General features: G+C 39.7%; 14 protein-coding genes and 1 pseudogene. 8 read left to right on the top strand and 7 right to left on the bottom strand.

Annotation, left to right across the window (positions count from 1 at the left end; genetic code table 11):
* The first annotated feature begins 102 nt into the window (after nucleotides 1-102).
* The 6 genes and pseudogenes from TY16_RS13675 (at nucleotide 103) to TY16_RS13655 (ending at nucleotide 4,279) form a co-directional block, all read left to right on the top strand.
* Nucleotides 103-1,197: an L-dopachrome tautomerase-related protein gene (locus TY16_RS13675; protein WP_043932451.1), complete on the top strand. Its 1,095-nt coding sequence runs from the start codon at nucleotides 103-105 to the stop codon at nucleotides 1,195-1,197.
* A gap of 78 nt (nucleotides 1,198-1,275) precedes the next feature.
* Nucleotides 1,276-1,540 (top strand): annotated as a pseudogene (locus TY16_RS25720) (PaaI family thioesterase); the annotation flags it as partial.
* Nucleotides 1,541-1,920: 380 nt separating this feature from the next.
* Nucleotides 1,921-2,316, top strand: coding sequence for a transcriptional regulator SpxA (spxA, locus tag TY16_RS13670; RefSeq protein ID WP_043932450.1), 396 nt, complete (start codon nucleotides 1,921-1,923; stop codon nucleotides 2,314-2,316).
* A 108-nt stretch (nucleotides 2,317-2,424) separates the two neighbouring features.
* Nucleotides 2,425-2,838, top strand: coding sequence for an RrF2 family transcriptional regulator (locus TY16_RS13665; protein ID WP_043932449.1), 414 nt, complete (start codon nucleotides 2,425-2,427; stop codon nucleotides 2,836-2,838).
* Between the two features lie 106 nt (nucleotides 2,839-2,944).
* Nucleotides 2,945-3,280 (top strand): IDEAL domain-containing protein, encoded by a 336-nt coding sequence (locus tag TY16_RS13660; RefSeq protein ID WP_043932448.1) that lies wholly within the window; start codon nucleotides 2,945-2,947, stop codon nucleotides 3,278-3,280.
* Between the two features lie 126 nt (nucleotides 3,281-3,406).
* Complete coding sequence (locus tag TY16_RS13655) at nucleotides 3,407-4,279, top strand: SDR family oxidoreductase (protein ID WP_043932447.1); 873 nt, start codon at nucleotides 3,407-3,409, stop codon at nucleotides 4,277-4,279.
* A 46-nt stretch (nucleotides 4,280-4,325) separates the two neighbouring features.
* Here the strand turns inward: TY16_RS13655 and TY16_RS13650 are convergent, their stop codons facing one another.
* From TY16_RS13650 to TY16_RS13635, 4 genes are all read right to left on the bottom strand, one after another.
* The gene (locus TY16_RS13650; protein ID WP_043932446.1) at nucleotides 4,326-5,177 is read right to left on the bottom strand and encodes an SPL family radical SAM protein; all 852 of its coding nucleotides are present in this window, start codon (nucleotides 5,175-5,177) and stop codon (nucleotides 4,326-4,328) included.
* Between the two features lie 113 nt (nucleotides 5,178-5,290).
* Nucleotides 5,291-6,427, bottom strand: a complete 1,137-nt coding sequence (locus TY16_RS13645) for a zinc-dependent alcohol dehydrogenase (RefSeq protein ID WP_043932445.1) — start codon at nucleotides 6,425-6,427, stop codon at nucleotides 5,291-5,293.
* A gap of 18 nt (nucleotides 6,428-6,445) precedes the next feature.
* Nucleotides 6,446-6,805, bottom strand: coding sequence for a spore coat protein (locus tag TY16_RS13640; RefSeq protein WP_043932444.1), 360 nt, complete (start codon nucleotides 6,803-6,805; stop codon nucleotides 6,446-6,448).
* Between the two features lie 15 nt (nucleotides 6,806-6,820).
* Complete coding sequence (locus TY16_RS13635) at nucleotides 6,821-7,030, bottom strand: hypothetical protein (protein ID WP_043932443.1); 210 nt, start codon at nucleotides 7,028-7,030, stop codon at nucleotides 6,821-6,823.
* A gap of 159 nt (nucleotides 7,031-7,189) precedes the next feature.
* Here TY16_RS13635 and TY16_RS13630 point away from each other — a divergent pair, with 159 nt between their 5' ends.
* Nucleotides 7,190-7,396 carry a hypothetical protein gene (locus tag TY16_RS13630; protein ID WP_043932442.1) on the top strand — a complete coding sequence of 69 codons (207 nt, stop codon included), beginning with the start codon at nucleotides 7,190-7,192 and terminating at the stop codon, nucleotides 7,394-7,396.
* The gene (locus TY16_RS13625) at nucleotides 7,393-7,692 is read left to right on the top strand and encodes a spore coat protein (protein WP_043932441.1); all 300 of its coding nucleotides are present in this window, start codon (nucleotides 7,393-7,395) and stop codon (nucleotides 7,690-7,692) included. The genes TY16_RS13630 and TY16_RS13625 overlap by 4 nt, the downstream gene beginning before the upstream one ends.
* 1,047 nt (nucleotides 7,693-8,739) lie before the next feature.
* Here the strand turns inward: TY16_RS13625 and TY16_RS13620 are convergent.
* From TY16_RS13620 to TY16_RS13610, 3 genes are read right to left on the bottom strand one after another with little or no spacing between them, the layout of a single operon-like run.
* Nucleotides 8,740-9,813: a Ger(x)C family spore germination protein gene (locus TY16_RS13620; protein WP_043932440.1), complete on the bottom strand. Its 1,074-nt coding sequence runs from the start codon at nucleotides 9,811-9,813 to the stop codon at nucleotides 8,740-8,742.
* A complete protein-coding gene (locus tag TY16_RS13615; protein WP_043932439.1) occupies nucleotides 9,810-10,934 on the bottom strand; it encodes a GerAB/ArcD/ProY family transporter in 1,125 nt (374 codons plus the stop codon). The genes TY16_RS13620 and TY16_RS13615 overlap by 4 nt, the downstream gene beginning before the upstream one ends.
* Nucleotides 10,935-12,428, bottom strand: a complete 1,494-nt coding sequence (locus tag TY16_RS13610) for a spore germination protein (RefSeq protein ID WP_043932438.1) — start codon at nucleotides 12,426-12,428, stop codon at nucleotides 10,935-10,937. It abuts the gene before it with no gap.
* Between the last annotated feature and the right edge of the window lie 14 nt (nucleotides 12,429-12,442).

Raw genomic sequence — 12,442 nt, 5'->3', positions numbered from 1 at the left:
ACTAGGTATGCAATGTAGAAAAACTCTTAAGGACCAGGCATTAGTCACAAATTAGAATCATATATAGATGATATCCCTTTCGAACATAATGAGGAGGATATCATGAATCCTATGTTACCTATGGAAAAATATTTCGGTCAGTTAGAACTTGTTTATACATTTTTTGGGGCAATGCCCACGGGTGTTAGTGTTTCAGAAACAGGCCGTATTTTCGTATGCTTTCCGAAATGGGGAGACGAAGTGAAATTTACGGTGGCGGAAATTGTTGGGGATGAATTGGAGCCTTACCCAAATTTAGAAACCAATTTGGTTAAGCCCGGGAATAACACCATTTCTTTCATTAGTGTCCAAAGTGTAGTTGCTGATGGAAGGGGAACGCTTTGGGTATTAGATACTGCGGCACCAAATTTTTCAGAACCGATTATAGGTGAGGCAAAATTAGTTGCAGTTGATTTAGCGACCAATACAATTCGAAGGGTATATACCTTTTCACAGGATGTCGTCCTGCCAACAACTTATTTAAATGATGTCCGGTTTGATTTTCGTGTTGGTAGAGCCGGATATGCATATATTACCGATTCCTCATCTAGAGGACCAGGAGCTATTATCGTGGTAGATTTAGCAAGTGGAACTGCGTTTCGACGATTAAGCGGGGCAAATTCAACTTCTCCCGATCCCTATTTTTTGCCGAAAGTAGAAGGGGAAATTCTGATGAATCGAAACAGAGATGGTTCAACTTCCCCATTTAGATTGGCGTCCGACGGAATTGCAATTTCTCCAGATGGCAAGGTATTATTTTTTTGCCCACTTACCAGTCGTCATCTGTTTTCTATTTCAACAGAGGCCCTAAGAGACCAATCCATACCGGATGCAGATTTAATTTATCGTGTACAGTATCGGGGAGAAAAAGGTGCATCTGATGGAATGATCACCGATGCAAAAGGAATTGTTTATGCCGGAGACTATGAAAATAATAGCATTCGCAGGATTTTGCCGGATGGCACAATGGAAACCATTGCACATGATCCAAGAATACTATGGCCGGATACTTTTTCAATTGGCCCTGATGGATACTTATATGTGATTGTAAACCAATTACATCGGCAGGCCAGATTTCATTATGGAAGAGATTTACGAGAAAAGCCTTATAGTTTACTTCGTATGAAAATTGGCGAATTACCTGCTCCTGCCTTTTAATAGTAATGGCCTACTTCCTTCACGGTAGTAGGCCTTTTAGATGTTATTTTAACTCCTGCTGGTTTCAGTACTTCTCCCTCGGGGTCTGCATCACTTGCACTTCACCATAAGAATGGAAACGAAATAGGAGATGGTTCAGAGCCACCAAGGTTTGTTACTGCTAGCCTCAATGTAAAATTTCTTAAACCAACTCCGCAGGATGTGCCACTAAAAGCAATTGGAACTGTTGAAGAAATCCATCCTAAAAGATGGAAAGTTCATACAGAGGTGTTTGCCAATGATATTCTCTGGGCCCGCGGAGACGTTGTTGCGGTTGTAAATGCCTAGTACGTTTGTAAAATAAATTATTCAGAAAAGATTTTGAGGCTCGTTATTCCTCTTTTTTGTTGAATGAATTAATTCGATAACATGAGGGGGAGTGCCAGGCACCTTTTTCATTGTTGAATGGCGTGCCTAGCACAGGTGAAAATTGTGTAACAGTAAAAGGGCTGCTTTCATTGAAATGGAAGGCAGGCCTTTTTTTGCTCTTAATTTATAGTTGACTTTCCAAACTGTAAATATTATAGTTACAGTAAGGTTGAAAGGGTTGTTGTATTTTTTTTGATAAAACTGTAATTTTTTATTTTACATTTCGATCTGGCCAAACGTTTAATCACTTAGACTACATGCACGGCTGGCTCGATAAAAAAGTTACTAAAAATAATTATAAAGGGTGTGGAAAATATGGTTACGCTGTATGTAACATCAAGTTGTTCTTCCTGCCGCAAAGCAAAAGCATGGCTTGAAGAACATCAAATCGATTATATTGAAAGAAATATTTTAACAGAACCTATTACACTCGACGAGATTAAATCCATTCTTCGCATGACGGAAAATGGCACGGATGAGATTATCTCAACTAGTTCAAATGCATTTCAGGAATTAGACGTTAATATTGAATCTCTTCCGCTGAAAGAATTATATAACTTGATCATGGATAATCCCAAAATGCTGAAGAGGCCGATTATTCAGGATGAAAAAAGATTACAGGTTGGATTCAATGCAGAAGAAATTACAAGCTTCCTTCCGCGCAGGCTGCGTACATTCAGATATATGCAATCGTATAATGTAGCCAATTAATAGGGAAAATGACAGTACCTTACTTGACAAAGAAATCTGTAACACTTATTATTACAGTACTTCTTGCTATATTAAAAGAAATTGTTAACGATGCTTAGGAGGCTGCCCATGAATAGTGATTTCACTCTAGCCATTCATAGTTTAACTTATCTAGCGCTGCAGCCGGACCGCATGTCTACAAGCGATGCTATATCGGAAAGTGCCTGCGTCCATCCAGTACGAATTCGCAAAGTGCTTAGTTTGTTAAAAAAGCATGGATTCATAAAATCGAAGGAAGGAACTGGCGGTGGATTTATATTTGTCCTTGATTTAAATGAAGTGAATCTATGGGATATATATATGATCACATCCGAAGGTTCATTGCAGCCTAAATGTCCTGACTCAAATGAAAAATGTATTGTGGGCGCAAATATGCAAAAAGTTCTCTTTAACATTTTCCTGGGTGCAGAAGAACATCTCGGGGAATATTTAAAGCACTATACCATTAAAGACGTTGTCGATCTTATCAATCACAAGAAATGAATAAGTAGTACAAACGGAGGCAAAGCCTTCTTTTTATTATAAATGTAATGGAATAAATTACAGTTCCTTCATGATTTCGCCAAAAATTTTAAAGAGGTGAATAAATATGAGTGCAAATAAAGATTCAATCTTAAAAACAGGTGATTGGATTAAGGGAAAGTCAATGGATGGAGAGCTGCTAATAGGTTATATTGAATCACTTGCTATCCAGGATGGGGCACTGAAAGTAACGGTCATTACATCTGATAATGAGTTGACCGTTGGAAAAACTATTCTTATGCAGAACAAAGATGTTAAGAAATTGCCGGATTCCAAAGTGTCAAACAAAGAACAAATTCGTTTTCTGATTGACTTGGCGCTTTCTACAGGAGATGAGGAATGGTTTATTGAATTATCTTCTCAGATAAACTCCATGAAACAGCTTGTTGATTCTGTTAGGTAACGTATTCCCGTGTATGAAAGCTGTGTGCCAGTGACTTCCTAAAATTGCTGGTAAAGTTGGGGAGTGACAGGCAGTTTTTTCACTGAATGAGTTACAACCAAAAATGAATCTAGGAGGGACTTTTTTATGAAATTGTTAGTTACAGGCGCAACTGGAAAACTTGGAACAAAAATCGTGGATACATTATTAAACACTGTTCCAGCTGAGCAAGTGGCTGTCAGTGTCCGCAACCCTGAAAAAGCTGCAGGATTACAAGCCCGCGGAGTAGACGTCCGGCAGGGTGATTTTGACAGCCCGGAAACATTGGATACAGCATTTGCCGGAATCGACCGCTTGTTAATCATTTCTGCTGATGGGGACAATGAAACAAGAATCCGCCAGCATACAAACGCGGTCGCTGCAGCGGAGCGCGCCGGTGTTAAATTTATTGCTTATACAAGTATAGCTAATGCTCCAGAAAGCACTAATCTAATGGCTCCGCCTCATGTTGCTACTGAAGCAGCCATCAAGAAAACAGGTATTCCTTATTCATTCCTTCGCAATAATTGGTACCTCGAGAATGAAATTCCAACCATCCAGGCTGTCATGGCAGGGGCACCATGGGTTACATCAGCTGGTAATGGTAAGGTAGGCTGGGCAACACAGCAGGATTATGCAGAAGCTGCTGCTGCAGTCCTTTCCGGTAATGGCCATGAAAACACAATCTACGAACTGTCAGGGAAGTTATTGACCCAGGAAGAACTTGTTTCCGAACTGGGAAATGTCCTGGGTAAAGATGTCAATGTGCAGCAGGTGGATGACACTGCCTATGCGGCTATCATGAAAGATGCAGGTCTCCCTGATTTCGTCATCCCGCTCCTGGTCGGCATTCAGGAAAGCATTCGCAATGGCTCTCTGGAAGTTGAAAGCAATGATTTCGAAAAGGTTCTGGGACGTCCAGCTACACCGGTCAAAGAGGCATTAACTGAAATTGTTAATGAAATTTCCCAGACAAAATAAACAAACAAAATTCAACCGGCCTATCTTAAATAGAAATGGCCGGTTTTTATGTTAATGTATGTTTTAAAAGTGGGAAGGCTTCTTCTTTAGATACCCTTATGATGACACCAGGCAAATGCTTTTTAAAATACTTGGCCACACTTTCATGGATATCGTTACGGTACCATTTGGACAAACCCTGTTCTTCAAATAGTTCCGGCATACCAAGCCTCTCTGAACGTTTTCCAAAAGAACCATCGCCTATCGACAGTGTATCAATCCAAATCGCATCTGCAATTCCACTTAGTCTTTCCGGAAAATCAGGCGTAAACGGCAAAACAGGCGAAATAGCAGCCTGGGTAAAAATACCCGCATCATGGAGTTGTTTAAGAGCTTTCAACCGCAGTTTTATGCCTGGTGCAAGGGGGGCGAATAAACGCTTGATTTCTTCTCTATCTGTTTCGACAGTCATCGATACAAGAAGCCTGCATTTATCTTTTAACTTAACTAGCAGATCGATATCTCTTGTAATTAACGGCCCGCGTGTTTGGATTTGCAGAAAATCCGGGGGATGTTGGACCATTTCCTCCAAAATAGACCTGGTTATTGCTGTTTTCCGTTCAATTGGCTGATAGGGGTCGGTTGCAGAAGACATAAAGATGTTACTGGGCTTGCCTTTCCTTCGAAGTTTCAACAGTTCATCCCGATAATTTTCTGCGGCATTCTTTTTAATGTCCAGCCACTCTCCCCAGGGGACATCCCTGAATTTTTGAATAGGCATTTCCCTGACATAACAGTATCGACATGAAAAACTGCATCCGCTATATGGATTTAAGGAATGGGTAAAACCTACATCCAAATACCCGGTAGCTTCAGTTAGGATTTTCTTGGCACTAATTTCTCTTTGCTGAATTTGCATATGGTTAACTCCTTTATTATAGTGTAACTCATTTCTGCAAACACGAGGAGAAATCATTACTTTTGCGGTGGTAAACAAAAAACCCAGTCTTAAACTCACTGGGCTGGCTGTTTTTATGGTTTTAATACAACTTTAATGCAATCTTCTGTTTTGGTGTCAAAAACCTCATATCCATGCTTAGCCTGGTCGAGCGGGAGGACGTGTGTAATAACATCGCTAGGATCTACTTTTCCGGAATTGAACAAGTCATATAGGAAAGGCATATACGGAATAACTGGTGCCTGTCCCATTTTTAGATCAATATTTCTCTGGAACAAGTCTCCAAGCGGAAAAGCATTGTATCGTCCTCCATAAACGCCTGTTATTTGGATAGTGCCGCCTTTTCTAACCGCCTGGCTGGCAATTACGATCGCCCCCATCGCTCCGCCCTGAAGCTTCAGTCCGCTTGCAAGGAATTCCATTTCGGTCCACTTTCCATCCATACCGACAGCATCGATGACTATATCTGCTCCGCCCTTTGTAATTTCCTTTAGGTACTGTCCGGTGTTTTCATGCTGTTCAAAATTCACAATCTCAACCTTGTTGTGTCTCTTAGCATGCTGCAGCCGGTAGTCAATGTAATCTACAGCAATAACCCTTTTTGCTCCTTTGTACCAGGCGAACTTTTGGGCAAGCAGTCCAACCGGGCCGCAACCAAGCACTATGACTGTATCTCCCTCTTTGACGCCGGCATGGTCAACCGTCCAGTAGGCGGTTGAAGCTGCATCGGCAAGCAAACAAAGCTTTTCATCTTCAACTTCGCAAGCTTCAGGAATTTTAAAAGGCGTAAAGTTTCCGTAAGGGACACGCATATACTCAGCTTGCCCGCCAGCATAGCCGCCAGTGAGTTCAGAGTAGCCGAAGAATCCGCCCATGTCACCATGGGGATTGGAATTATCACATTGGCTGGTTAGATCATGATTACAATACCAGCACGAGCCGCAACTCACGTTGAAAGGGATAATGACCCGGTCACCTTTTTTTAAATTCCTTACATCTGGCCCGATTTCCTCAACAATCCCCATCGGCTCATGCCCAATGACAAAGTCAGTAGGCATGCTTGGAATCATACCATGAATTAAATGAAGGTCCGACCCACAAATTGCGGAACTTGTTATTTTAACGATAATATCATCGGAATTCTTAATTGTGGGATCTTTCACTTCTCTTACTTCTACATTTTTAATCCCTTGATAGGTAACAGCTTTCATCTAAGTATTTCTCTCCTTTTATTCATTTGGAGTAGCGAACATTCCGCCCCGGTCGGTGTCATTATGGAAGAGAGTCATTTGTCCAATTTGAACGGCTGTCTCTGCTCCTTTTAAATCAACTGGATACTGCTCCTTAAAATTATAGGGGTGAAGCCATTTTCTCTCGATCATTAAGTCGGAAATTTCTCCGTGTAAATCAATTGCTTGCATCAATTGTTTAGTTAATACTCTTTTAAGTTCCGGATTCGCAACTTCTGCAATGGCAAAGCCATAATTACGAATACCATTTTTTACAGAAAGCAAGAAATCCATTGCAAATGCAGAATCAGCCAGATTCGGCATGCCTTCCGCGTTTCTCGGGTCTAGATAGTCTTTCATGATTCCACCTCCTGGTTAATGAAGAATTTCACTTTGTTTATAAAAAGGCAGTAGCTCATTTATAGCATCTGTTGATTGTTGAACATCTTTTTGCATTAACTGTTTCAACTCATTATTAAAGCAAATCCCTTGCATTAATTTTGACCTAAGTAAACATACAGTTTTCATATTGATGATTTCATGTGTCTCCAAAGTTTCGTGTAGAGCCAACTTTTGCTGCTCCATCAATTCTTCACCTCTCCTTTTTTATATTCAAAAGTATTTTCCCAATGAGGTTTTCTTTTTATTCACAATCAAAGGGAGAATATATTTTCTGACATGAATATTCCATTCATGTCATTCAAATAAATAAGAAGGTAAAAAACTTTAATGGGAGTGAAAATGATGGTCAAATATCTAGGATTGCATGAGACTCTGGAAGTACACGAATTGTTAACCTTTAAAAACCTGTGTTTAACCAAATCAACAACAATGGGTCCTTTGGCACAGGATGAAGAATTAAAAACAATTCTTTCAAATGATGTTTCTGCAGGACAGCAGCAAATTCAGCATTTGCAGCAATTTTTAACAAATCGGGGGGCCAACCAATGAATGAATTTATCCAAAACATGGTAGGAATGGGCGGTATGACTGACCAGGTTATCGCAACTGATTTCTTAATGTCTGCTAAAGCAGGAATAAGAAATTACACAATTGCAATAACAGAAGCGGCTACCCCGGAATTAAGAACAGTATTAAGAGAACATTTACAGGCTGCTATTCAAACTCATGAAAATATCAGCAGCTATATGATGTCAAAAGGATACTATCATCCGTATAATCTAAGTGAGCAGCTGCAGGTTGATTTAACTGCATCACAAACAGCAACAAACCTGGCACAGCAATAGGTTTTTGTTTATTAAGGGAAGGCTTAACAAGGTGACGCACTTACGAATGAGCCTGTGTAGAATTGACTTTGCACAGGTTTATTCTTTTACAGGTTACGATCTTTTGGTAAATATTTTTTATAGATAGTCTAAAAAGACTTTAGTAAGAAAACAGCATGGAAGTTTAACAATGTTGAAGGCAGCGCAATATTTTCAAAAATTACTCTATCAATCTCCTTGAATAAAAGAAATGCAATGATTAGATCATTTATCTGGGTTAAGAGAGGAGATTGTCTTGAAAAATAAGCTAACAAATCAACCTTTGTCTCCATCCTTGGCGTGGGGCCAAAAAACTGATGTGAATCATTACTGTGCAGCAATGGAGAAGATGCCGGTCAAAACTTAAAACAATTGCTCGATTACCTTGTCCATCGTGAATGTTAGAGAATATTCAAGCTGAAAACCTGTTCCTGCATGAGGGTTTCTTTTTAATAGAAGAACCGGTGTTCTCCAAGCGGAGTTTCGTCTGATAAAACGTTGTTAAATAAAAGAATCGAGGGTCTGCAGGAGGAGTTTTGTCTAATAAAAGATTTTTTTTGAACTGTAAATGAACCAGCCCTTTTACAATAAATAAGAGCGCTAATCTCATTGAACTGCATCCCAATTGTTACACAAGGAGTTAATAATTGGAGGTGTGTTTTTTATGGCGAGATTTACTGTTGAACAAAAACTAGATGCCGTTTTTCGATACGAAAACGGAGGAGAAAGTCTTAATTCTATTGCCTAATCTTTAGGAATTTCTAATACAGTAAAGGTTTATTTTTTGATAAAAAAATATAAATTACACGGGTTGGAAGCACTAAAGAAGAGCTATACAGCATTTACATTAGAATATAATCTAAACGTACTCAATTATAGGGACGAAAATGGGTTGTCTACCAACTGCAGTGCGGTTCAATTTATCTTCTCCAGGCAATATTGTTAACTACCTTCACTGACAGCAGAATGATCGTCAAGATTTAAAAGAACAGGCTGCGAAGTGTATCGCAGCCTTACTTGTACTCTCTATTAAATGGATAAAGGTTCAAGTTCGAAATAACAGTCCACTTTTATTTTTGCACTCTCCCAGAATTTTATCCATTCTTCTTCTGACATGGGCTTTGAAGCGGGTCCCATTGTCTGTCCGCCTATTTCAAGGGGATCCACTTTCAATTCCTGGAATTTTTTCAGCAGTGAAACGGTGCCCTCTTCCATATAGTCCTCGAGCTCGTCGGCTAATTCGTAAATGCTGTCCTGCCTGTCCAGGTCTTTGGTGCCTCGGTATTCATCGATTCTGCCTCTATAATGAATCTTAAATGAAACCGTATGGTCATGTAGATTTACATGTGTCGTAACACGTGAACGGACTTCCCCCAGAGAGACGTCCAATGGTGTAATGATCATGTTATTAAGAAAATGATAGTTGTTAAGAAGCTGAAAAAATTGGTCTTGATTCTTATCAGAACCCCCTTTTAACTTTCCATTCCTAAAAAATCCAGTGCCCTCATAGCTAAAATCGTCTTTATCCACCTTAAATACCGGAATGAACGGATCTGAATAAGGAGAATACACTTTTTCCATAAACTCATGAATATTTGTAACTGTAATTTCTCCCTTTTGACCCTTTTCGTAATGCTTAAACATCCTGTATAGATAGTAATCCAAATCTTTTTGCTGCTCCATACGATTCTTGATAAAGGCTTCGAAATCACCTTTCAATACTACGAGATAAAGCCGCGGAGATACATCTGGATCGGCTAATAGCGTGTCAATCAATGATACAATTCCATTTCTGGCAACCTTTTCATCAATAAACAGCATACGGAGCTGCCCGAGCTTAATTTCCCGGTAATATTTCAAATTAAAGCTCCTCTTTCCCTGATCTAATAATGTGACATTGGTGGAAAAAAATTGTTTATCTTCCTTCATGACGGGAGGAACCAATGTAGAGACTTTTAATTTACCTTTTTCTCCTCCCGGTTCAACGGACAAAAAGGTCACAGGCGCAATTTCTTCAACTGTGTTGTCATTTGTAAGAGGAGAACAGCCAGTTAAAAGACATATACTGCTTAATATATACATAAATGAAGTGAGTGCCCTCATAGACTGGAACGCCTCCCCTTTATTTTAGTGGCAGCCAGGAGGAGAGATGGAATTAGTAAATAAGTAAAGGCACCAGACCATAATTGCACGTTTGCCCAGCGGTTTAGTTCTTTTCCTTCTCTCCAATAGAACAGCTGAATTAAAAACACACCTGCCAGGACAAGTAAGCACACAGCGAAAAAACCTTTACGTGTAGTTTCTTTATACTGAGTTCCTGCAGAAATGCGTATAGCACCATATAAACAAAGCAGCAAAACGGATATAAAGAAAACATAGTGAAACATATGCAGGGAAATCATGATAATTTCCACTCTCTCAAAAACAGGAGACTGAAGGTACCTGATCATATTAACTACCGGAAAACCTATTTTCCCCAGGTAAGTGGTTCCGAAAAAGAACAGACATGCCAAGAAAAGCAGCAAATACTCTAAAATAGAAATCGCATTTGCAATCGATAAATATCTAAGCATCTTTTGCTTGGAATTTATCCAAGGCAGCAACAGAATTAAGTACTCCGGTCCTGATAAAGAGGACCAGACCATTAATATGCCTTTCCAGGGTTTATGTGACCAATCTGTTGGGATCAAAGGATATAGATCATGCAGCTCAGCTGCAGGAGGAAAGAAATATGGAATATAAAGCAGTATGATCCAAAAGGTACATAGGAAAGCAATAATGCCAAAGCGCAGTGTTTTTTCCATCCCCTGACTGGCAATATAGGTGCTTATTAGTAAAATTAACAGGATAATCCAAGGTCGCTGCATAGCAGGAAAAATAAATTGATGGACGATTTCAGCATATCCCAGAATAATCATACTCATCTTTATAAAAATGAACGCAATCCCGGCAAAGGCTATCATACGAAGCGTCCTCCGGCCTAAAAGATCAGCGAATCCATGATACCCCTGCTGCGTATATTTAGAAGACAGGCACTTTGATAAAATAAACAGGTTAATCTGAGATAGGATTCCTACTGCCAGTATCCCTAATAATAAATACGGCATCTCTAAAAACTTTGGCAAAAATAATATAAAATAAAGCATTTGTGAACGGTTAGCGAATGCAATAATATATCCTTTTCCAAGTTGAGCAGTCTTATCAAATAATATAAAATCCCCCATTTAGTGATCATCTCCTCGGTTATATCTCCATCTAAAGAGAGGATGTAAATGTGCTGGACGCTTTTTCATCCATGGAATAGGAGCCCGAATGAAGAAATCCATCCAATCTCTCCAATAGAGGGGCGCAACCGGAGCAAAATATGGCTGCTTCAAGCTTGTAAGTCCATTAAGGTGTGCGAGCATATAGACCATTCCTAACACAATTCCTGGAATTCCCAGTAACGATGCTAAAATTAAAAATACAAATTGTATGAGTGTGTTAGTCTTACTTAACAGATAATTTGGAACTAAAAAAGACGCAATTGCAGCTACACCCACTAAAACAATCAACACCTTGCTTACAAATCCTGCTTCCACTGCTGCCTGGCCAATAACAATACCACCGATTGTACCCAGAGTTGTGCTTGTTTTTGTTGGCATCCTCAAACTGGCTTCTTTAATAATTTCCAGAATCAGAAGCATTAATAGCGCTTCCCAGAAGGGGCTAAATGGCAGTTTACTCCTGGATTCTAATAAAACAAACAGAATCTGCAGCGGAATGATCTGATAGTGATGGGCGGTTAACGCAACATACATAGGGATTAATGTAATAGACGCCAAGTAGCTTACATACCGAAGGCATCGCAGGAAACTGGCAACCATCCATTTGTGGATATAGTCCTCTGGTGATTGAAAGAGATGAAAAAAGGTGATAGGAGCAACTAACGCAAACGGTGTATTTGCCACAAGAATGACGATTTTTCCAAGTCCAAGAGAATAGGCACATTGATCGGGACGATCTGTCTGCTGAAACTGCGGAAAGACCGAATGGATGTGATCCTCCATAAACGCTACCAGATTCGACTGTTCAATCACCATATCAAAATTTATTTTGGTAATTTTTTTGCGGGCGATATCTACAATATCTGGATTGGCGATTCCCTCTACATACAGTAATACAACCTTCGCTTTAGTCAGGTACCCGGCAGAAAACTTTTCCGTTTTAAGTTCAGTCAGAGGAAGCCTTCTTCGAAGCAAAGTGATATTTTGGTCAATCTGTTCGGTGAAGCTGTCCTTAGGACCGTATAATATAGTTTCTGTTTCCGATGATTCAATGCTTCTCCCTAAAGGATTTTCAAATGGAACAGCCCACCAGCGTCCCTTGCCGTCATCAAGGAGCACATGTCCCAACATCATCAGCCGCTGTGCTTCATCAAGGCTGGTCAGAGCAGCCGCTTTTACTGAGGCAATGCAGGTATGGATCATATCTTCAGAACAATTTTTTAACGGCTGAATGATTGATTCATTTAACCTTTCCACGTCAATCAATGTTCGGATGAAAATAAGAGTTATATTCCGGTCTTTATTAATACTGTGTTCTATCATTTCTCCATCATCCATATTTGAAATCAGGGCCTTGACAGCAGCTATAGATAAATCATTATTTTTTTGAAAAAGCTGGTTGCCGTCCTTATTTTCATAACGGATTGGTTTGCTCTTCTTTTTCCAAAACATATATTTTCTCACCT

The sequence above is a fragment of the Bacillus sp. EB01 genome (assembly GCF_000613125.1).
Classification (GTDB): Bacteria; Bacillota; Bacilli; order Bacillales; family Cytobacillaceae; genus Bacillus_D.
Note: the sequence above shows the minus strand (reverse complement) of the source record. Positions and strands in the feature narration are given on the sequence as shown.

Excerpts from the sequence above, each read along its gene's own strand:
- TY16_RS13675 (WP_043932451.1), top strand. The coding sequence starts at position 103 with ATGAATCCTATGTTACCTATGGAAAAATATTTCGGTCAGTTAGAACTT.
- TY16_RS13630 (WP_043932442.1), top strand. The coding sequence starts at position 7,190 with ATGGTCAAATATCTAGGATTGCATGAGACTCTGGAAGTACACGAATTG.
- TY16_RS13635 (WP_043932443.1), bottom strand. The coding sequence starts at position 7,030 with ATGGAGCAGCAAAAGTTGGCTCTACACGAAACTTTGGAGACACATGAA.
- spxA (WP_043932450.1), top strand. The coding sequence starts at position 1,921 with ATGGTTACGCTGTATGTAACATCAAGTTGTTCTTCCTGCCGCAAAGCA.
- TY16_RS13615 (WP_043932439.1), bottom strand. The coding sequence starts at position 10,934 with ATGGGGGATTTTATATTATTTGATAAGACTGCTCAACTTGGAAAAGGA.
- TY16_RS13640 (WP_043932444.1), bottom strand. The coding sequence starts at position 6,805 with ATGAAAGACTATCTAGACCCGAGAAACGCGGAAGGCATGCCGAATCTG.
- TY16_RS13620 (WP_043932440.1), bottom strand. The coding sequence starts at position 9,813 with ATGAGGGCACTCACTTCATTTATGTATATATTAAGCAGTATATGTCTT.
- TY16_RS13655 (WP_043932447.1), top strand. The coding sequence starts at position 3,407 with ATGAAATTGTTAGTTACAGGCGCAACTGGAAAACTTGGAACAAAAATC.
- TY16_RS13645 (WP_043932445.1), bottom strand. The coding sequence starts at position 6,427 with ATGAAAGCTGTTACCTATCAAGGGATTAAAAATGTAGAAGTAAGAGAA.
- TY16_RS13660 (WP_043932448.1), top strand. The coding sequence starts at position 2,945 with ATGAGTGCAAATAAAGATTCAATCTTAAAAACAGGTGATTGGATTAAG.
- TY16_RS13625 (WP_043932441.1), top strand. The coding sequence starts at position 7,393 with ATGAATGAATTTATCCAAAACATGGTAGGAATGGGCGGTATGACTGAC.
- TY16_RS13650 (WP_043932446.1), bottom strand. The coding sequence starts at position 5,177 with ATGCAAATTCAGCAAAGAGAAATTAGTGCCAAGAAAATCCTAACTGAA.
- TY16_RS13665 (WP_043932449.1), top strand. The coding sequence starts at position 2,425 with ATGAATAGTGATTTCACTCTAGCCATTCATAGTTTAACTTATCTAGCG.
- TY16_RS13610 (WP_043932438.1), bottom strand. The coding sequence starts at position 12,428 with ATGTTTTGGAAAAAGAAGAGCAAACCAATCCGTTATGAAAATAAGGAC.